At 72.5% G+C, this 18,353-nt stretch carries 14 protein-coding genes and 1 other RNA gene; 7 read left to right on the forward strand and 8 right to left on the reverse strand.

The features are described from left to right. Window positions 1–170: 170 nt before the first annotated feature. Both cobS and LY05_RS13205 read right to left on the reverse strand, forming a co-directional pair. On the reverse strand, window positions 171–1,160 hold the full coding sequence (gene cobS / locus LY05_RS13200) for a cobaltochelatase subunit CobS (RefSeq protein WP_072747883.1): 990 nt from the start codon (window positions 1,158–1,160) through the stop codon (window positions 171–173). Window positions 1,161–1,325: 165 nt separating this feature from the next. Next, window positions 1,326–1,997 carry a J domain-containing protein gene (locus tag LY05_RS13205; protein WP_091764249.1) on the reverse strand — a complete coding sequence of 224 codons (672 nt, stop codon included), beginning with the start codon at window positions 1,995–1,997 and terminating at the stop codon, window positions 1,326–1,328. 133 nt (window positions 1,998–2,130) lie between these two features. Between LY05_RS13205 and LY05_RS13210 the strand changes: the two genes are divergently transcribed. Both LY05_RS13210 and LY05_RS13215 read left to right on the forward strand, forming a co-directional pair. Continuing rightward, a complete protein-coding gene (locus tag LY05_RS13210) occupies window positions 2,131–2,400 on the forward strand; it encodes a BolA family protein (RefSeq protein ID WP_072747884.1) in 270 nt (89 codons plus the stop codon). Window positions 2,401–2,478: 78 nt separating this feature from the next. Continuing rightward, window positions 2,479–3,075, forward strand: coding sequence for an SEL1-like repeat protein (locus LY05_RS13215; RefSeq protein ID WP_245728524.1), 597 nt, complete (start codon window positions 2,479–2,481; stop codon window positions 3,073–3,075). 123 nt (window positions 3,076–3,198) lie between these two features. On the opposite strand, the gene fumC is transcribed toward LY05_RS13215, so the two are convergent. Next, window positions 3,199–4,593 (reverse strand): class II fumarate hydratase, encoded by a 1,395-nt coding sequence (gene fumC, locus LY05_RS13220; protein ID WP_072747885.1) that lies wholly within the window; start codon window positions 4,591–4,593, stop codon window positions 3,199–3,201. A 103-nt stretch (window positions 4,594–4,696) separates the two neighbouring features. On the opposite strand from fumC, the gene trhA reads away from it, so the two are divergent. Then, a complete protein-coding gene (trhA, locus tag LY05_RS13225; protein ID WP_148923470.1) occupies window positions 4,697–5,380 on the forward strand; it encodes a PAQR family membrane homeostasis protein TrhA in 684 nt (227 codons plus the stop codon). Window positions 5,381–5,555: 175 nt separating this feature from the next. Here the strand turns inward: trhA and LY05_RS13230 are convergent, their stop codons facing one another. From LY05_RS13230 to LY05_RS13245, 4 genes are all read right to left on the reverse strand, one after another. Beyond that, window positions 5,556–6,035 carry an SspB family protein gene (locus LY05_RS13230; protein ID WP_091764250.1) on the reverse strand — a complete coding sequence of 160 codons (480 nt, stop codon included), beginning with the start codon at window positions 6,033–6,035 and terminating at the stop codon, window positions 5,556–5,558. Between the two features lie 140 nt (window positions 6,036–6,175). Further along, window positions 6,176–6,550, reverse strand: a transfer-messenger RNA (tmRNA) gene (gene ssrA / locus LY05_RS13235). Window positions 6,551–6,566: 16 nt separating this feature from the next. Further along, entirely contained in the window at window positions 6,567–7,250 is a 684-nt protein-coding gene (locus LY05_RS13240; RefSeq protein WP_148923471.1) for a glutathione S-transferase family protein, read from the reverse strand. A gap of 81 nt (window positions 7,251–7,331) precedes the next feature. After that, window positions 7,332–8,549 carry an NADP-dependent isocitrate dehydrogenase gene (locus tag LY05_RS13245; protein ID WP_148923472.1) on the reverse strand — a complete coding sequence of 406 codons (1,218 nt, stop codon included), beginning with the start codon at window positions 8,547–8,549 and terminating at the stop codon, window positions 7,332–7,334. 153 nt (window positions 8,550–8,702) lie between these two features. On the opposite strand from LY05_RS13245, the gene LY05_RS13250 reads away from it, so the two are divergent. The 3 genes from LY05_RS13250 (at window position 8,703) to ctaA (ending at window position 12,094) form a co-directional block, all read left to right on the forward strand. Next, the gene (locus tag LY05_RS13250) at window positions 8,703–9,536 is read left to right on the forward strand and encodes a class I SAM-dependent methyltransferase (protein ID WP_148923473.1); all 834 of its coding nucleotides are present in this window, start codon (window positions 8,703–8,705) and stop codon (window positions 9,534–9,536) included. A gap of 664 nt (window positions 9,537–10,200) precedes the next feature. Further along, complete coding sequence (locus LY05_RS13255; protein WP_249041953.1) at window positions 10,201–10,893, forward strand: RNA methyltransferase; 693 nt, start codon at window positions 10,201–10,203, stop codon at window positions 10,891–10,893. Between the two features lie 37 nt (window positions 10,894–10,930). Continuing rightward, entirely contained in the window at window positions 10,931–12,094 is a 1,164-nt protein-coding gene (ctaA, locus tag LY05_RS13260; protein WP_148923475.1) for a heme A synthase, read from the forward strand. A 79-nt stretch (window positions 12,095–12,173) separates the two neighbouring features. Here ctaA and LY05_RS13265 read toward each other — a convergent pair whose 3' ends face one another. Next, window positions 12,174–13,343, reverse strand: coding sequence for an MFS transporter (locus LY05_RS13265; protein WP_148923476.1), 1,170 nt, complete (start codon window positions 13,341–13,343; stop codon window positions 12,174–12,176). A gap of 164 nt (window positions 13,344–13,507) precedes the next feature. On the opposite strand from LY05_RS13265, the gene LY05_RS13270 reads away from it, so the two are divergent. Then, complete coding sequence (locus tag LY05_RS13270; protein WP_148923477.1) at window positions 13,508–18,340, forward strand: NAD-glutamate dehydrogenase; 4,833 nt, start codon at window positions 13,508–13,510, stop codon at window positions 18,338–18,340. Window positions 18,341–18,353: the final 13 nt, after the last annotated feature.

Genomic DNA, 18,353 nt, shown 5'->3' on the forward strand with positions numbered 1-18,353 from the left:
CGCGGCGCGGGCGCCGAGGCAGGTCGTCCCATGTTCGGCGCCGCCGCGCGGCCCCCGCCGGGGCCGGGCGCGGCGAGGGGGCGCGCGTCGGAGCGGGGGCGGCGTTTACGCATCGCCCCGGCGGGTCGGCTCGGCGGCGGCGCGCGCTTGGCCCTAGCCGACGCCGGCGTTCAGCCCAGGCTGACGCTGGCGGCGCTTTCGGGCAGTTCCTCGCCGAAGCAGCGCTGGTAGAACTCGGCCACCGTCTGGCGCTCGAGCTCGTCGCACTTGTTGAGGAAGGTCAGGCGGAAGGCGAAGCCCACATCCTTGAAGATGCGCGCGTTCTCGGCCCAGGCGAGGACCGTGCGCGGGCTCATCACCGTCGACAGGTCGCCGTTCATGAAGGCCGAGCGCGTCAGATCGGCCACGGTGACCATGCGCGAGACGGTCTCGCGCCCCTCGGGGGTGGCGGCGTAGTCGGGGTTCTTGGCCAGGATGATGTCGACCTCGGCATCATGGGGCAGGTAGTTGAGCGTGACCACCATCGACCAGCGGTCCATCTGGCCCTGGTTGATCTGCTGCGTGCCGTGATAGAGCCCGGTCGTGTCGCCCAGCCCGACCGTGTTGGCCGTGGCGAACAGGCGGAACCAGCGATTGGGGCGGATGACCTCGTTCTGGTCGAGCAGCGTCAGCTTGCCGTCGGCTTCGAGCACGCGCTGGATCACGAACATCACGTCCGGGCGCCCGGCGTCGTATTCGTCGAAGACGATGGCCACCGGGTTGCGCAGCGCCCAGGGCAGGATGCCCTCGTGGAACTCGGTCACCTGCTTGCCGTCGCGGATCTTGATCGCGTCCTTGCCGATCAGGTCGATGCGGCTGATGTGGCTGTCCAGGTTCACGCGCACGCAGGGCCAGTTGAGCCGCGCGGCCACCTGCTCGATATGCGTGGACTTGCCGGTGCCGTGATAACCCTGGATCATCACGCGCCGGTTGTGGGCGAAGCCGGCCAGGATGGCCAGGGTCGTGTCCCGGTCGAAGCGATAGGTGGGGTCGAGATCGGGCACGCGGTCGGTGGGTTCGGCGAACCCCTTGACCGTCATGTCGAGGTCGATGCCGAACGCGTCGCGCACGGACACGTCCACCGTCGGCTCCATCGCGTCGATCACCGCGCCGTCAGCCATGTTCGTCGTCCTTCGTTTCATCCGCCCGCCTTCGCGGCGGGCCGTGCAGCGCCCTGCGGGGACCGGCGCGCCGGCGGGCGCGGGCGGGCCGTCCGCGAAACGCGGTTTCCCTGACGCTGCTTGGAACATAAGGCGCCGCGACGCAAGCGCAAGCGCGTCGCGTCGTCAGTCGGCGAAGGCGCGGCTGCCCTTGATCTGCTGCCAGGCCCAGACCACCTCGCGCAGGCGCGCCTCGTCGTCGCGCCGCCCGCCGTTCATGTCCGGGTGCAGGGACTTGACCAGATCCTTGTAGATGGCGCGGATCTGGGCGCGGGTCATGTGGTCCTCGGCGCCCAGAACCTCGAGCGCGCGGCGCAGATTGGCGGGCAGCTTGCGCCGCGGGGGCGGCGGAACGTCGCGCCCGCGCCCGCCGGGGTTGATGGTGGCGTTCGCCCCCAGCACCTCGAGCGGGTCGTCGAAGCCGAAGCGCCGCCAGGCCTGGCCCTCGGCATGGGCCTCGATGCCCAGCGGCTTGCGCGGCTGCTGGCCGAAGCGCCAGGTGGGCCGGCCCCAGACCGAATCGGCGCGCTGGAAGGCGTCGAACTCCTCGGGCGTCATGTTCGCGAAGTAGTTCCACGAGCGGTTGTATTCGCGCACATGCTCGAGGCAGAACCAGTAATACTCGTTCAGCCGGTCGGGCGCCCTGGGCGCGCGGTATTGGCCGCGCCCGTCGCAGCCGGGCCGGTCGCAGGGGCGGCGGCTGTCCTCGATCGCGCCGGTCATGCCGCGCCGGCGCATGCGGCGGCGCTTGTCGGCGGAAACCGAAACGTCGTAGTCGAAGGGCGAACGAGGCGGCACTGTGCGTCTGGCTCCGGTGCTGTTGCGGGCGTCGGCCGCGGCGGCCGAGTCGGGCCGGACATTGTAGCGTTCGCGCCGCGCGGGCCAAGCCCGGCCGGGCGCGGGCGCGCCGGACAGGCGAAAGGAGACGGAGATGAGCGTAGCCCGGACCATCCGCGAGAAGCTGACCGCGGCCTTCGATCCCGTGGCGCTCGAGGTCGAGGACCAGTCCGAGCGCCACCGCGGCCATGCCGGCTGGCGCGAGGGCGGCGAGACCCATTTCCACGTGCGCATCCGCGCCCGGGCCTTCGCCGGGCGCGGCCGCGTCGAGGCCCAGCGCATGGTCCACAAGGCCCTGGCCGAAGAGCTGGCCGGGCCCATCCACGCGCTGTCGCTGGATCTGGGCGGCCCCGATCGACCCTGACGGGCGCGCCGGGCGGCGCTTTGTGCTATGGTGGGGTTCCGGCCCCCCAGCGCGGGGCGCCGCGCCAAGGAGGCCGCCATGCCAGTCCGCCATCCCTCGCCCCCGATCCTGCGCGCCGCGCTGCTCGCCGTCGCGGGGGCGCTGATCGGCCAGACGGCCGCCTTGCCGGCGCGCGCCGATGCGGGCGCGCCGGCGCCTGACGAGGGCGGCGTCCTCAACCCCGACGAGATGACCATGCGCCGCTTCGTCGAGCGCGCGCGCCGGGGCGAGGCCGACATGGTCCTGTGCGCGCAAGGTTATCTCGCCACCAAGTCGGGCCGGCACGAATGGGCGCGCACGCTGTTTCAAAGCTGCGCCGAGGCGGGCTGGACGGGGGCGATGACCTGGATGGGGCAGCTTGAGGACAACGGCCTGGGCGGCCCCGAGGATCCGGCCGCCGCCGCCCGCTGGGACCGGCGCGCGGCCGAGGCGGGCGATCCGGTGGGCAAGTTCAATTACGGGCTCGACCTGCTGCGCGGGCGCGGCGTGCCGCGGGACGAGGCGCAGGGGCGCGCGCTGGTGGACGCGGCCGCGCGCGAGGGCGTCGAGGCGGCGCGCCGTCTTCGCGCCGCCGGCTATGATCTGGACGAGGTCACGCCCGACGCCGACGACTGGAAATACCGCCCGATGTTCTGAGGAGGTCGGCGACGGCCGCCCCCGACCGCGGACGCCGCGGCGGCGGGTTCGGCGCCGCGGCCCTGGCCCGCCCCCGCGGCGTCTGCGTTCCGGCGCGGGGGCGGGCGGGGATCGCTTGCGCGGTCAGTCGCTCGGACCGATCATCAGTTCGGGGCGCACCACGCGGTCGAAGGTCTCTTCGTCCACGAAGCCGAGGCGCACGGCCTCTTCGCGCAGCGTGGTGCCGTTCTGGTGCGCCGCCTTGGCCACCTTGGCGGCGTTGTCGTAGCCGATGACCGGCGCCAGCGCCGTGACCAGCATCAGGCTTTCGCGCATCAGCTTGGCGATGCGCTCTTCGTTCGCGCGGATGCCCGTCACGCAGCGGTCGGTGAAGGACGCCGCCGCGTCGCCCAGCAGCTGCATCGACTGCAGCAGGTTGTAGATCATCATGGGCTTGTAGACGTTCAGCTCGAAATGGCCCTGGCTGCCGGCGAAGCCGATGGCCGCGTCGTTGCCCATGACATGGGCGCAGACCTGGGTCAGCGCCTCGCACTGGGTGGGGTTGACCTTGCCCGGCATGATCGACGAGCCGGGCTCGTTCTCGGGCAGGATCAGCTCGCCCAGCCCGCAGCGCGGCCCCGAGCCGAGGAAGCGAATGTCGTTGGCGATCTTGAACAGGCTGCCCGCCACGGTCTTGAGCGCGCCCGACATCTCGACCACCGCGTCATGGGCGGCCAGGGCCTCGAACTTGTTGGGCGCGGTGACGAAGGGAATGCCGGTGATGCGCGCGGCATGGGCGGCGAACTTCTCGGCGAAGCCCTTCTTCGTGTTGAGCCCGGTGCCGACGGCGGTGCCGCCCTGCGCCAGCTCGTGGATCGAGGGCAGGGCGCGCTTGACGCGCTCGATGCCCATGGCGACCTGGTGCGCGTAGCCCGAGAACTCCTGCCCCAGCGTCAGCGGGGTGGCGTCCTGGGTGTGGGTGCGGCCGATCTTGATGATGTCCTTGAAGGCCTCGGACTTGGCGGCCAGCGCGGCGTGCAGCTTCTCGAGCCCGGGCAGCAGCACGTCGCGCGCCATGGTCGCGGCGGCGATGTGCATGGCCGTGGGGAAGGTGTCGTTCGAGGATTGCGAGCGGTTGACGTGGTCGTTCGGGTGCACCGGGTCCTTCGAGCCGATCTTGCCGCCCAGGATCTCGATGGCGCGGTTGGCGATGACCTCGTTGGCGTTCATGTTCGACTGGGTGCCCGAGCCCGTCTGCCAGACCACCAGCGGGAAATGATCGTCGAACTTGCCCTCGGCGACCTCGGCCGCGGCCTGGACGATGGCCTTGCCGATGCGCGGGTCGAGGTTGCCGAGCTCCATGTTCGCCTCGGCCGCGGCCTGCTTGATGACGCCCAGCGCGCGGATGACGGCGACGGGCTGCTTCTCCCAGCCGATGGGGAAGTTCTGCAGGCTGCGCTGCGTCTGAGCGCCCCAATACTTGTCGGCGGGCACCTCGATGGGGCCGAAGCTGTCGGTCTCGGTCCGGGTGGCGGTCATGGCGCGCGATCCTCCTGATGAGCGTGTGACGCGCGTTCTATACCGCCGCGGCGGGCGGGCGCCAATGCGGCGCGCGCGCCTGCGTTCATGCTAGACTGGGGCCATGAATCGCACGGCCTCGGGAATCTCCTCGGCGCTTTCGCCGCCTTCGGCCCCCGCGCGGGCCGAGCGCGCCGCCGATGCGATCGTCCACGCCCTGGGCGTGGCGGGCGCGCTGGCGGCGGGGCCGGCCCTGGTGGCGCTGGCGGCGCGGCGCGGGGGCGACGGCGCCGTCGTCGCCGCGACGGCGGTCTATGCGGCGTCGATGGCGATGATGTTCGTCTTCTCGGCGGCGTATCATCTTGCGCCCGCGCGCGGCGCGGCGCGGGGGGTGCTGCGCAGGCTGGACCACGCGGCCATCTTCGTGAAGATCGCGGGCGCCTACACGCCCTTCGCCGTTCTTCTGGCGGGCGCGGCCGCGCGGCCGATCCTGACCGGGATCTGGGCGGCGGCGCTGGCGGGGGCGGCGCTGAAGCTGGCGGCGCCGGGCCGTTTCGAGCGCGCGGCGCTGGCGCTGTATCTGGCGCTGGGCTGGGCCATCGTGCCGATCGGCGGGCCGATCCTGCGCGCCGCCCATCCGGCGACGTTCTGGCTGCTGATCGGGGGCGGGGCGCTTTATACCGCGGGCGTCGGGGTGTTCGTGCGCAAGAGCATGCCGTTCCAGACCGCGCTCTGGCACCTGATGGTGCTGACGGCCACCGGCATGCTTTGCGCCGCCGTGGCGATAGAGCTGGCGCGGGCGCCCTGACGCCCCGCCGCGGCCGAGGCGCGCCGGCGTCGGGGCCGTGGCGGGGGCGTGTCGGGGGCGTGTTGGGGGCGCGTCGGGCACGTTCCGCGCACGGCCGGCGGGCAGGGGCGACGAGGGCCCTTGCCGGCGGGCGTTCACGCCCGGCCCATCGCGCGGGCCCGCCGCGGGGGGGCGCTCAGCGCTTGCGGAAGCGGTCGAGGCTGACCACGTCGCCGCCCGGCGCGGGGGGCGATGGGGGCTCGGCCTCTGCGCCCGGGCCGTCGCCCGGGCCGGGCTCGGGGCCTTCGTCGTCCTCGGCGTCATGCGCGTCGAACTTCAGGCCGAATTCGGCGTGGGGATCGACGAAGGTCGTCACCGCGTCGAAGGGCACCACCAGCGTCGCCGCGCGGTTCGAAAAGCTCAGCCCGACGCTGAAGCGGTCGGGCGTGACCGCCAGGTCCCAGAACTCGTGCTGGATGACGATCGTGATCTCTTCGGGGAACTGGGCGCGCAGCCAGTCGGGCATGTCCACGCCCGGATGGCGGGTGTCGAAGGTGATGTAGAAGTGATGCCCGCCCGGCAGCCCCTCGCGCGCGGCGACGCCCAGGCTTTCCGCCATCACGCCGCGCAGCGCGCGCTGCATCATCTTGCCGTAGTCGAGGCCCGCCTGGGACATGCGCAATTCCCTCCGTGTCTGGGCCGAACATATCCGATTCGCGACGCAAGGAAAGCCGCGCCGCAGGGCGGGCGACGCAGGGCGACGCAGGGCGACGGCGCGCTGCGGGCGCCCGGTCGGTTTCGCGTTGGAGAGGGAGAAGTGCAGGCTTCTGTTGCCAGGCGCCTGCGGACCCCGCCTGAAGCGGCTAAGCCTCAGGACTTCGGTTTCGGTTTGGTCACTGCATTACGCAGCGACGGCCACCGGAGCACGGTTGTCGTTGGCAACTATGCGTTTTGAGCCGATAACGGTGGCATCCTGCCGGGCGAAAGCAACACCTTTACACGTCCGTCGATCCTGTTTCGGCCCCCTTCTGCCTCTTGCGTCCGCCCGCCAACGAACGGGTGGAGAGGGATTCTGGTGGAGCCGCCGGGTACCGCCCCCGGGTCCGATCCGCTTATTACGTGCGCGTTTATCGCCATAGTCCCCGAAGGGACAAGGCGAATATAGGCGCGCGCGGGCCGCGGGTGAAGGGGCGAGCGGGAAAAAATTTCACCCTCGGCCGCAGGAGCCGCCGGGCGCGCGCCAGCGGGCCAGCCACTCGTCCATCGCCGCGCGCTGAATGGCCAGACTGCGCGCGATGGCGGGGTCTTCGCCCGCCGCCGCCATCCAGCGGGCGACGCGCGGGGGCGGGGTCAGCGGGCGCTCGACCTCTACGCACAGCATCAACCCCATCTGGATCGCCGGGGCGAGGGCGCATTCGGCCATGCCCGCCCGCCCGCCCGGCGCAAGGCCGGCGGGCGCCGCGGCGCAGATGTCCTCGAGCCGCGCCAGCGCCTCGGCAAGGCGCGCCGCGCCTTGCGCCGCCGCCTCGGGATCGGCGCGCCAGCCGCGCTTGACGAGCGGGAACATGGCGCGCCCGGCCGCCTCGATCCGGTCGTCGGAATAGCCGGCCAGCGCGCGGGTCAGCGCGCGCCCGAGCGGATCGGCCGGCAGCAGGGGCGGCTCGGGGGCGGCCTCTTCGAGGAATTCGAGGATCGCGTTCGATCCGAACAGCGGCGCCCCGTCGACCACGAGGCCGGGGACCGAACCGGCCGGGACGATGGCCCGATAGGCGGCCGAGCCGTAGCCGTCGGGCGGCTCGCGCTCTTCATGGGGCAGGCCCTTGAGGTCGAGCGCGGCGCGCACCTTGGCCACGAAGGCCGACACGGCGACGCCGTAAAGGACGATCTGCATGAGCTTCTCCGCGGGACGGGGGCGCGCGAACGCAAGAGGCCCGCGGAACGCGCCGCGGGCCCCCGAAGCCGGCTCGGGCGTTCAGCCCTCGGCCAGCGCCTTGCGCAGGTTCTCGTCGACCTTCTCGAGGAAGCCCATGGTGGTGAGCCACTTCTGGTCCGGGCCCACCAGCAGCGCCAGGTCCTTGGTCATGTAGCCGGCCTCGACGGTCTCGACCACGACGCGCTCGAGCGTGGTGGCGAAGCGCATCAGCTCGTCGTTGCCGTCCAGCTTGGCGCGGTGCTTGAGGCCGCCGGTCCAGGCGAAGATCGAGGCGATGGAGTTGGTCGAGGTCTCCTTGCCCTGCTGGTGCTGGCGGTAGTGGCGGGTGACGGTGCCGTGGGCGGCCTCGGACTCGACCACCTTGCCGTCGGGGGTCATCAGGATCGAGGTCATCAGCCCCAGCGAGCCGAAGCCCTGCGCGACGGTGTCGGACTGCACGTCGCCGTCATAGTTCTTGCACGCCCAGACATAGCCGCCCGACCACTTCATGGCGCAGGCCACCATGTCGTCGATGAGGCGGTGCTCGTAATGGATGCCGGCGGCCTCGAACTTGTCCTTGAACTCTTCCTCGTAGACCTTCTGGAACAGGTCCTTGAAGCGGCCGTCATAGGCTTTGAGGATGGTGTTCTTGGTCGACAGGTAGACCGGATAGCCGCGCGCCAGCCCGTAGTTCATCGAGGCGCGGGCGAAGTCGATGATCGACTGGTCGAGGTTGTACATCGCCATGGCGACGCCCGAGCCGGGCGCGTCGAACACCTCGTGCTCGATCACCTCGCCGTCCTCGCCGACGAACTTGATCGTCAGCTTGCCCTTGCCGGGGAAGCGGAAGTCGGTGGCCTTGTACTGGTCGCCGAAGGCGTGGCGGCCGACGACGATCGGCTTGGTCCAGTGCGGCACAAGGCGCGGGACGTTCTTGCAGATGATCGGCTCGCGGAAGATCACGCCGCCCAGGATGTTGCGGATGGTGCCGTTGGGCGAGCGATACATGCGCTTGAGGCCGAACTCCTCGACGCGGGCCTCGTCGGGGGTGATGGTCGCGCACTTCACGCCGACGCCGTATTTCTTGATGGCGTTGGCCGCGTCCACGGTCACCTGGTCGTCGGTGGCGTCGCGGTTCTCGATGCCCAGATCGTAATATTTCAGATCGATGTCGAGATAGGGAAGGATCAGCTTTTCCTTGATGAAATGCCAGATGATGCGGGTCATCTCGTCGCCGTCGAGCTCGACGACGGGGTTTTCGACCTTGATCTTCTTCATGCTCAGTCTCCCGATTCTGGGCCCGGCGGGCGGTTTCGCGGGCGCCGGCGCTTGACGGCCGTCCGCGCGGAACCTACGCGGCTTGCTCTGGGCGGGCAAGGCCCGCCGCGCGCAACGCATACATGCGTATGCAGCTGGATACAAGGAGCGGAGATGACGACGCGAAGATGGCGGCGGCTGCGCATGGGGCTCGAGACGGTGCTTGGCGTCCGGCGCGCGGGCTTCTTCATTCCCTATCGCTACGCGGCCACGGTCGCGCCGCCGCGCGCGCCCTATGCGGCGATCGAGGCGGCGATGGCCGACGCCGCGCCCGCCTTCGCCGCGCTGCTCGACGAGATCGACGCGCTGGGCGATGCGCTGCGCGCGATCGAGGGGCCGCCCCCCGCGCCGCGCTGGGCGCAGGACTGGTATCCGCGGCTGGATGCGGCGGCGGCCTATGCGCTGCTGCGCGGCGCGCCGCCGCGGCGGGTGGTCGAGGTCGGGTCGGGCCACTCGACGCGCTTCGTGGCGCGCGCGCTGCGCGACGCGGGCGCGCGGGCCGAGCATGTGTGCATCGACCCCGCCCCGCGCGCCGCGCTGGCGGGGCTGCCGACGCTCTGGCGCGCCGAGGTGCTGTCCGAGGCGCATCTGCCGCTGTTCGCCGCGCTCGAGCCGGGCGACGTGGCCTTTTTCGACAGCTCGCACATCCTCATGCCCGGAACCGACGTGGACCTGATCCTCAACCGCATCCTGCCGGTTCTGCGCCCGGGGGTGCGGGTGCATGTGCATGACGTCTTCCTGCCCGACCCCTATCCGCCCGAATGGGCGTGGCGCGGCTACAACGAGCAGAACGCCCTGGCCGGCTGGATCCTGGGCGGCGCGCTGCGGCCCATCTTCTCGAGCCGCTACGCGCTGACGCGGATGCAGGCCGCGCGCAGGCCCGCCCTGGCGGCGCTGCCCTGGACGGGCGCGCCCGAAAGCGCCCTTTGGCTCGAGCGCGCGGGCTGAGCGTCAGGCGGCGGCGCGGGCAGGGGCGGGGGCGCGCGTCGGCCGAGTTGCGGCCCCGGGCGACAGGCCCGCGCCGCCCTGCGCGCAGGCGATTGGCGACGGACCCGCGCGCCGCGCGCGCGACGACGCTAATCCGCCGCCGACGGCCGCGAGGCCGTTCGCTCCGCGCGCGTGGCGGCGTGGTTGCCGGGCAGCGTGCGGGCGCCGAGCAAGAACCGTTCGCCCCGCGCGCGTGGCGGCGTGACGGCGACTGCGCCCGCGAAGACTGCGCCCGCGAACGCAACCGGGGTCCCGTTTGCCGCCCCGCGCCCGTGACGACGCGCCGATGCCGACGGGCTCGCGTCGATGCGCCCGCTCGCCCCGCGCGCAGGGCGACATGGGCCGGGATTTCCCGAAACGCGCCGCCGCGCCGCTCGCCCCGCGCGCGTGAGGACATCGCCGGCGCCCCGCCTCGGCGCCTTTCGCCGGGGTTGCCCCGCGCGCGCGTCGGAGATAAACGCGCCCTGACCGCGCAACCCAGCGCCGCCGGCGGCCCGACAGGGCGGCGCCGTGGCGCGCCGCTCATGAGGCCCCGATGTCCGCGCCAAGGAACGCCGCCGCGCAGGACCGCAAGAGCGCCGTCTGGTCGCCGGACGGTCCGATTTTCGTTCTGGTCGAGCCGCAGATGGGCGAGAACATCGGCGCCGCCGCGCGCGCGATGTGGAATTTCGGCCTGGCGCGCATGCGCCTCGTCGCGCCGCGCGACGGCTGGCCCAACCCCAAGGCGGCGGCCATGGCCTCGGGCGCGGGGCGGGTGATCGACGAGGCGCAGGTCTTCGCGCAGACCGCGCCGGCGCTGGCCGATCTGAACTACGTCTACGCCACCACCGCCCGCGCGCGCGAGATGACCAAGCCCGTCATGACCCCCGAAGAGGCCATGGCCGACGCGCATGCCCGCGTCGCGCGCGGCGAGCGGGTGGGCGTGATGTTCGGGCGCGAGCGCACCGGGCTCGAGAACGACGACGTCGCCCGCGCCAACGCCATCGTGACGGCGCCGGTCAACCCGGCCTTTCCCTCGCTCAATCTGGGGCAGTGCGCGCTGCTGGTGGCCTATGAGTGGCGCCGCCAGGCGCCGGCGGACGAGAACGCCGCCCCGCGCCCCGAGCCCGCCGCCGCCCGCGTCGAGGACGTGGACCGCATGCTGGCGCATCTCGAGCAGGAGCTGGAGGCGGCGGGCTACTTTTTCCCCGAGGACCGGCGCGCCTCGATGCAGATGAATCTGCGCAACCTCTTCCGCCGCGCGCCGCTCACCGACCAGGACGTGCGCACCCTCAGGGGCGTCATCCGGTCGCTGGCCGAAGGGCGGCGGCGGCGCTAGGTCTGCGGCGGTTGGCTCGAGCAAGCGGAGGCAGGACATGACGAAACCCCAGGGCGGCAAGCCTCGCGCCATCTTCGAGGAGGCGGGTCCCGAGGCGCCGGCCCCCGCGCCCGCCGCGCCGGGCGCCGAGGAGGCGCGCCGGCGCCGCGCCCGCCGCTTCGCCTTCCTGTGGACCGCGCTGCTGGCGGCGCTGGTGGCGGCGATGGTGCTGGTCGGCGGGCTGACGCGGCTGACCGATTCAGGCCTGTCGATCACCGAGTGGCGCCCCGTCACGGGCGCGATCCCGCCCCTGTCCGAGGCCGACTGGCAGGACGAGTTCCGCAAGTATCAGGCCAGCCCCGAATACCAGCTGGCCAAGCGCGGCATGTCGATGGACGAGTTCAAGTTCATCTACTGGTGGGAGTGGGGCCACCGCGTGCTGGGCCGCCTGGTGGGGCTGGTCTGGGCGGCGGGGCTGGCGTGGATGCTGGCGCGGCGCGCGGTTCCGCCGGGCTGGCTGGGGCGCTTCGTCCTGGTCGGCGCGCTGGGCGGCGTGCAGGGCGCGATCGGCTGGTGGATGGTGGCCTCGGGGCTGACCGGGCGCATGGTCGACGTGGCCTCGTATCGGCTGGCGATTCACCTGGGCATGGCCTTCGCCATCTTCGGCCTGCTGGTCTGGATGGCGCTGCAGCTGCGCCGCGATCCGGCCGAGCTGCTGCAGGCGCGCCGCCGCCGCCTCGGGGCGATGGTCGGGCGGGCCGACGCGCTGCTGCTGCTGGCCTTCGCGCAGATCCTGCTGGGCGCGCTGGTCGCGGGCATCGACGCCGGGCGCGGCTATATCGACTGGCCGCTGATGAACGGCGAGTTCCTGCCCTCGGAAAGCTTCGACTACGAGCCGCTCTGGAGCAACTTCTTCGAGAACCCGGCGCTGGTGCAGTTCAACCACCGCATGGTCGGATACCTTCTTGTGCTGGCGGGGCTGGGGTTCTGGCTGTCGGCGCGCGGCTGCGGGCACGAGGGCGCGCGCCGCCGCGCGGCGCATGTCGCGCTGGCGCTGGCGGCGCAGGCGACGCTGGGCGTGGCCACGGTGATGCACGCCGCGCCCCTGTCGTTGGCGCTGGCGCATCAGCTGGGCGCGCTGGCGGTCTTCGCCCTGATCCTGCGCGCGCGTTTCGAAGCCGCCTTCCCCGCGCGCGAGGGCATCGCCCGCCCCGCGCGCTGAGCCCCGCGCGCCGCCCCCCATGCGCTGACCGGCCTGCGCCGACCGGCCTGCGCGGCCGACCATGGCCGACCCGCGCGCCCTATCGCCGGCGCAGCAGGGGCGTCAGCGCCGCCACGCCCAGCGCCGGCCCGGCCGCCATCAGCGCGAGCGTCGCCGGCCAGCCCAGCGCCGCCGCCGCCAGCGGCGTCAGCTGCACCGTCGGCACGGTCAGCGCAAAGCCCAGCGCCGTTTGCAGCGTCATCAGGCTGCCGGCGGCCGCAGGCGGCGCGAAATCGGCGATCAGGGCCGAGAACTGCGCGCTGTCGGCGATGACCGCCACGCCCCACAGCGTCGCGATCGCCCCAAGCAGCCAGGCCGGCCCGCCAAAGGCGCCGGCCGCCGCCAGCGCGCAGGCGCCCGACATGACCATCGCTCCCGCCGCCAGCCGCGCCTTGCCGATCCGGTCGGCCAGCCATCCCGCCGGCGCGCAGCCCAACGCGCCCGCGGCGATGGCGCAGAAGGCCGCCAGGCGCGCGGCCTCGCCCGCCGCCTCGGGCGCCATGCGCGCCGCGAAGGACGCCGCCAGCGCCGCACCGATCCAGGCCCACATGGCGTAGAGCTCCCACATGTGGCCCAGATAGCCCAGGAAGGCGGCGCGGATGCGCCGGTCGCTCCACGCCAGGCGCAGCGCGTGCGGATCGAAGCGCGCCGCCTGCGCATGATGCGGCCCCAGGCGCGTGGCCAGTCCCAGCGCCGCCCCCGCCGCCGCCAGCGCCGAGGCCAGCGCGACCGTCTCGCGCCAGGCGCCCGCCCCCGCCAGCAGGTGCGGCGCCGCCGATCCCAGCGTCAGCCCGCCCACCAGCAGCCCGACCAGCAGGCCCCGGTCTCGCTCGCCCCAGCCGACGGCGATCTTCATGCCCACCGGATAGACCGCCGCCAGCGCCGCGCCCGTGGCCAGCCGCAGCCCGACCGCCAGCGCGCCCCCCGGCGGCGCCCAGATCAGCCCCGCATTCGCCGCCGCCCCCGCCAGCGCGCCCGCCGCCAGCACGCGGCGCGGGTCGAAGCGGTCGGCCAGCCCCAGCGCCGCCGAGCCCAGCGCCCCCAGCACGAAGCCCGCCTGCACGGCCGCCGACAGGGCCGCCTGCCAGGCCGGGGCGATGTCGGCCTCGGCGCGCATCTGCGGCAGCACCGCGGCCGAGACGAACCACAGGCTCATGGTCAGAACCTCGGCCGCGATCAGCAGCGCCAGCGCCTTGCGCTTTTCGCTCATGTCCGTCCTCCTCGCCGGGTCCGGGCGCCCCGTCCGCTCGCCTTGCGCGGCAAAGGCTGGCATGGTTGGAAGGCGTTTACCAATGCACGATACCGTGCCGCACCACGCCCGCATGACCGCGTGAGGCGCAGCCGACTTCCGGCGCGCAGAAGGGAGAACTCGCCATGGCCGACGCCGCCGCCGAACGCCTCGCCCAACGACTGGAGGAAATCCGCCAGATGGCGCTCGAGCGGCTCGAGGCGCCCGAGGCGGGCGAATTCGTCGAGGCGCTGCCCCTTCTCTACGCCAAGGCCGACGCGGACGAGGTTCTGTCCCTTCCGGCCGAGGAGCATTACGGCGCCGCCCTGGCGCTGTGGAAGTTCTGCCGCCGCCGCGCGCCGGGCCGCGCCAAGGTGCGGGTCTACAACCCGCGCATGGCCGAGCATGGCTGGCAAAGCGGCCGCACCATCGTCGAGCTGTGCAACGACGACATGCCCTTCCTGGTCGACTCGGTCACGCTGCTTCTGACCGAGCGCGGGGTCGGCATCCATGGCATCATCCATCCGGTGCTGACCGTGCGGCGCGACGCGGGCGGCGAGCGGCTCGGCCTGGCGGAAGAGGGCGCGCCCGACGCGCTGCGCGAATCGGTGATCCAGGTGCAGATCGACCAGATCCCCGACGAAGCCGCGCTGGCCGCCCTGACGCGCGAGCTCGAAACCATGCTCGAGCAGCTGCGCGCCGCGGTCGAGGACTGGATTCCCATGCGCGAGGCCCTTCGCGCCGAGGCCGAGGCGGTGCGCCGCGCCGCCGCGCGCGCGCCGCGCGATCTGCATGAAGAGGCGTTCGAGTTCCTCGAATGGGTCGCGGCCGATCACTTCACCTTCCTCGGCCACCGGCGCTTCCTGCTGGCGCCCGAGGGCGGCTTCGCGCCCGACCCCGATTCGGGGCTGGGGCTGATGCGCGACCCGGACTTCACCATCCTGCGCGACCAGGACGGCGCCTTCGTGCACTGGTCGCCCGAGATGACCGGCTTTCTCGAGGACCCGTCGCCCATCGCCATCCTCAAGGCCAACCGGCGCTCGAACATCCACCGCGGCGCGCATCTGGACGTGATCGCGGTCAAGACCTTCGACGCGCGCGGCGCGGTGACGGGCGCCAGCGTCTTCATCGGCCTGTTCACCTCGGCCGCCTACAACCGCTCGCCGCGCGAGATCCCGCTCTTGCGCGGGAAGGTGCAGCGCATCATCGAGCGCGCCGGCTTCACGCCCAACAGCCATGACGGCAAGGCGCTCATCAACGTGCTCGAGACGCACCCGCGCGACGAGCTCTTCCAGTGCACCGAGGATCAGCTCTTCGAGATCGCCATGGGCATCCTGCACCTGGCGACGCGCCCGCGCACGCGCCTGTTCGTGCGGCCCGATCGCTTCGGGCGCTTCATGTCGTGCCTCGTCTACGTGCCGCGCGACCGCTACAACACCGAGCTGCGCGAGCGCATCGGCGCGATCCTGGCCGAGGAGCTGGGCGGGCGCGTGGCCGCCTGGACGCCGCATTACGGCTCCGAGGCGCTGGCGCGCGTGCATTTCGTCGTCGCCCTGTCCGCCGCGCCCGCCCAGATCGACGTCCGCGCCATCGAGGCGCGCATCGTCGAGGCGGTGCGCTCGTGGTCCGACCGCCTGCTCGAGGCGTTGATCGAGCATTTCGGCGAGGCCGAGGGCCGGCGCCTGCATGCGCGCTTCTCGAACGGCTTTCCGGCGGCGTATCGCGACCTCGTGCCCCCCGCCGCCGCCATCGGCGACATCGAGAAGATGGACGGGCTCGGCCGCGACCGGCCGCTGGCGCTGCACTTCTACCGGCGGCTCGAGGACCCCGAGAACGCAGTCCGCTTCAAGCTCTACCGCCATTGCCAATCCGTGCCCCTGTCCGACTGCCTGCCGGTGCTCGAGAACATGGGCCTGCGCATCCTCGAGGAGCAGCCCTTCCGCCTGCGCCGCAAGGACGCCGACGGCGAGACGCCCATCTGGGTGCATGATTTCTACATGACTTCGGCCGACGGGGCCGAGATTCCCCTGGCGCAGCTGCGCGGCAAGCTCGAGGGGGCGTTCGACGCCGCCTGGCGCGGGCGCGTCGACAACGACCGGCTCAACCGCCTCGTGCTGAGCGCGGGGCTCGACGTGCGCGAGGCGGCGCTTCTGCGCGCCTATGCGCGCTTTCTGCGCCAGGCGCGCATTCCCTATTCGATCGAGTACATGGAGGACGCGCTGATCGCCAACCCGTCCTTCGTGCGCGGTCTGGTGCGCCTGTTCCGCACGCTGTTCGACCCCGCGAACGGTCTGGACGCCGAAGCGCGCGAGGCCGAGGCCCGCCGCATCTCGGCCGAGCTGGACGCCGAGCTCGAGCAGGTGCCCAGCCTTGACGTCGACCGCATCCTGCGCCGCTTCCGCAACGCGATCGAGCGCAGCTTGCGCACGAACTGGTTCCAGCCCGGGCCCGACGGCGCGCCCAAGGACTGGACCTCGTTCAAGCTCGACAGCGGCGGGCTCGAGGGGCTGCCGCGCCCGCGCCCGTGGCGCGAGATCTTCGTCTTCTCGACCTGGGTCGAGGGCGTGCACCTGCGCAACGGCCCCGTGGCCCGCGGCGGGTTGCGCTGGTCCGACCGCAAGGAGGATTACCGCACCGAGGTGCTCGGCCTGGTCAAGGCGCAGCAGGTCAAGAACGCGGTCATCGTGCCGGTGGGCTCGAAGGGCGGCTTCCTGCCCAAGGCGCTGCCCGAGAACGGCTCGCGCGACGAGGTGCAGGCCGAGGCGATCCGCGCCTACCGCACCTTCCTCGAGGGGCTGCTGGACGTGACGGACAATCTCGAGGGCGCGCGCGTCGTCCCGCCCGCGGCGGTGGTGCGGCGCGACCAGGACGATCCCTATCTCGTCGTCGCGGCCGACAAGGGCACGGCCACCTTCTCGGACATCGCCAACGAGGTCGCCGCCGCGCGCGGCTTCTGGCTGGGCGACGCCTTCGCCTCGGGCGGCTCGAACGGCTACGACCACAAGGCCATGGGCATCACCGCCCGCGGCGCCTGGGAGGCGGTCAAGCGCCATTTCCGCGAACTGGGGCTCGACACCCAGTCCGAGCCTTTCGACGTGATCGGCTGCGGCGACATGTCGGGCGACGTGTTCGGCAACGGCATGCTGCTGTCCGACCGGATCCGGCTGATCGGGGCCTTCGACCATCGCGACATCTTCATCGACCCCGACCCGGACCCGGCCGCCAGCCATGCCGAGCGTCGGCGCCTGTTCGAGCTGCCGCGATCAAGCTGGCAGGACTATGACCGCGCGCTGATCTCCGAGGGCGGCGGGGTGTTCAGCCGCTCGGCCAAGTCGATCCCGCTCTCGCCGCAGATGAAGGCGCTGACGGGCATCGACGCCGATAGCGCCACGCCTTTCGAGGTCATCCGCGGCATCCTGCGCGCGCGGGCCGATCTGCTGTGGTTCGGCGGCATCGGCACCTACGTCAAGGCGCCCGGCGAAAGCGACGCCGAGGTGGGCGACCGCGCCAACGACGCCGTGCGCGTCAGCGCGGACGAGGTGCGCGTTCGCGTGGTCGGCGAGGGCGCCAATCTGGGCGTCACCCAGCGCGGCCGCATCGCCCTTGCGCGGCGCGGGGTCAAGATCAACACGGACGCGGTCGACAACTCGGCCGGCGTCGATTGCTCGGACCACGAGGTGAACATCAAGATCGCGCTCGATCAGGTGGTCGAGGCGGGCGATCTGACGCGCAAGCAGCGCAACCGCCTTCTGGCCGAGATGACCGACGAGGTCGCCACGCTGGTCCTGCGCGACAATTACGACCAGACGCTGGCCATCTCGATGGTCGAGGCCCGCGCGCCGCAGCTTCTGGACGAGCATCTGCGCTTCATGCGCCGGCTGGAATCGCTTGGCCGGCTGGATCGCGAGGTCGAGTTCCTGCCCTCGGACGAGGCCGCCGCCGAGCTGGCCGCCGCCGGGCGCGGGCTGACGCGGCCCGAGATCGCGGTGCTGATCGCCTACGCAAAGATCGAGCTGAAGGATGCGTTGACGGCCTCTTCGGCGCCGGACGATCCGTTCCTCGAGGGGCGGCTCATGGCCTACATGCCAACGCCATTGCGCGTGCGATACGCGGACGCGGTGCGCCGCCACCGCCTGCGGCGCGAGATCATCGCCACCTCGCTGGCGAACGCCGTGGTCAACGAGTGCGGGCCGACCTTCGCCGCCCGCGTCGCCGAGATGACCGGCGCGCCGCTGGCCTCGGTGTGCCTCGCCTACGCCGCCACGGCCGAGATCTTCGAGGTCGACTCGCTGCGCGCGCGCATCAATGCGCTCGACAACAAGGCCGACGCGAAGGCGCAGCTCGACATGCACATGGCCGTGTCGGACATGATCGCGACCCAGGCCCCCGCCATGCTCGAGCGCATCGCGCAAAGACCGCTGGGCGAGGCGATCGCCGCCTTCGGGCCGGGCGTGGGCGAGATCCGCGCGGCGCTCGACGGCATTCTGCAGGGCTTCCCGCGCGAGCGGCTCGAGCAGCGCGCCGCCGTCTTCGCCGAGGGGGGCGCGCCGGCCGATCTGGCGCAGGACGTGGCGGCGCTGGACATCCTGGGCGGCGCCCTCGACATCGTCGACGCGGCGCGCGGGGCCGGGCGGCCGGTCGCCGAGGTGGCCGAGACCTATTTCGCCGTCGGCGCGCGGCTGGGGCTCGACTGGCTGCGGGCCATGGCGCGAGAGATGGTCTGCGCCGATCGCTGGGAGCAGGTCGCCGTGAACCGTCTGATCGCCGATCTGCGGGCCGAACAGTCGCGCATCGCCGCCGCGGCCCTGGCCTCGGGCGACGGGGGCCATGGCGCGCAGGCGGTGGACGCCTGGGCGGCGGCCCATGGCGAACAGGTCGCGCGCGCCGAGGCGCTGGCGGCGGATCTGCGCGCGGGCGGCCCGCTCAGCGTCGCCAAGCTGGCGGTGGCGGCCTCGCAGCTGCGCAGCGTCGCCGACTGAGGGGCGCGCCGCG

Origin of the sequence: Oceanicella actignis (genome assembly GCF_008124525.1) — a bacterium.
GTDB lineage: Bacteria > Pseudomonadota > Alphaproteobacteria > Rhodobacterales > Rhodobacteraceae > Oceanicella > Oceanicella actignis.

Bases quoted from the DNA above. Each gene is read 5' to 3' on its own strand.
- cobS (WP_072747883.1), bottom strand. From the start codon at position 1,160: ATGGCTGACGGCGCGGTGATCGACGCGATGGAGCCGACGGTGGACGTG.
- LY05_RS13210 (WP_072747884.1), top strand. From the start codon at position 2,131: ATGAGCGTAGCCCGGACCATCCGCGAGAAGCTGACCGCGGCCTTCGAT.
- LY05_RS13215 (WP_245728524.1), top strand. From the start codon at position 2,479: ATGCCAGTCCGCCATCCCTCGCCCCCGATCCTGCGCGCCGCGCTGCTC.
- fumC (WP_072747885.1), bottom strand. From the start codon at position 4,593: ATGACCGCCACCCGGACCGAGACCGACAGCTTCGGCCCCATCGAGGTG.
- trhA (WP_148923470.1), top strand. From the start codon at position 4,697: ATGAATCGCACGGCCTCGGGAATCTCCTCGGCGCTTTCGCCGCCTTCG.
- LY05_RS13230 (WP_091764250.1), bottom strand. From the start codon at position 6,035: ATGTCCCAGGCGGGCCTCGACTACGGCAAGATGATGCAGCGCGCGCTG.
- LY05_RS13240 (WP_148923471.1), bottom strand. From the start codon at position 7,250: ATGCAGATCGTCCTTTACGGCGTCGCCGTGTCGGCCTTCGTGGCCAAG.
- LY05_RS13245 (WP_148923472.1), bottom strand. From the start codon at position 8,549: ATGAAGAAGATCAAGGTCGAAAACCCCGTCGTCGAGCTCGACGGCGAC.
- LY05_RS13250 (WP_148923473.1), top strand. From the start codon at position 8,703: ATGACGACGCGAAGATGGCGGCGGCTGCGCATGGGGCTCGAGACGGTG.
- LY05_RS13255 (WP_249041953.1), top strand. From the start codon at position 10,201: ATGGGCGAGAACATCGGCGCCGCCGCGCGCGCGATGTGGAATTTCGGC.
- ctaA (WP_148923475.1), top strand. From the start codon at position 10,931: ATGACGAAACCCCAGGGCGGCAAGCCTCGCGCCATCTTCGAGGAGGCG.
- LY05_RS13265 (WP_148923476.1), bottom strand. From the start codon at position 13,343: ATGAGCGAAAAGCGCAAGGCGCTGGCGCTGCTGATCGCGGCCGAGGTT.
- LY05_RS13270 (WP_148923477.1), top strand. From the start codon at position 13,508: ATGGCCGACGCCGCCGCCGAACGCCTCGCCCAACGACTGGAGGAAATC.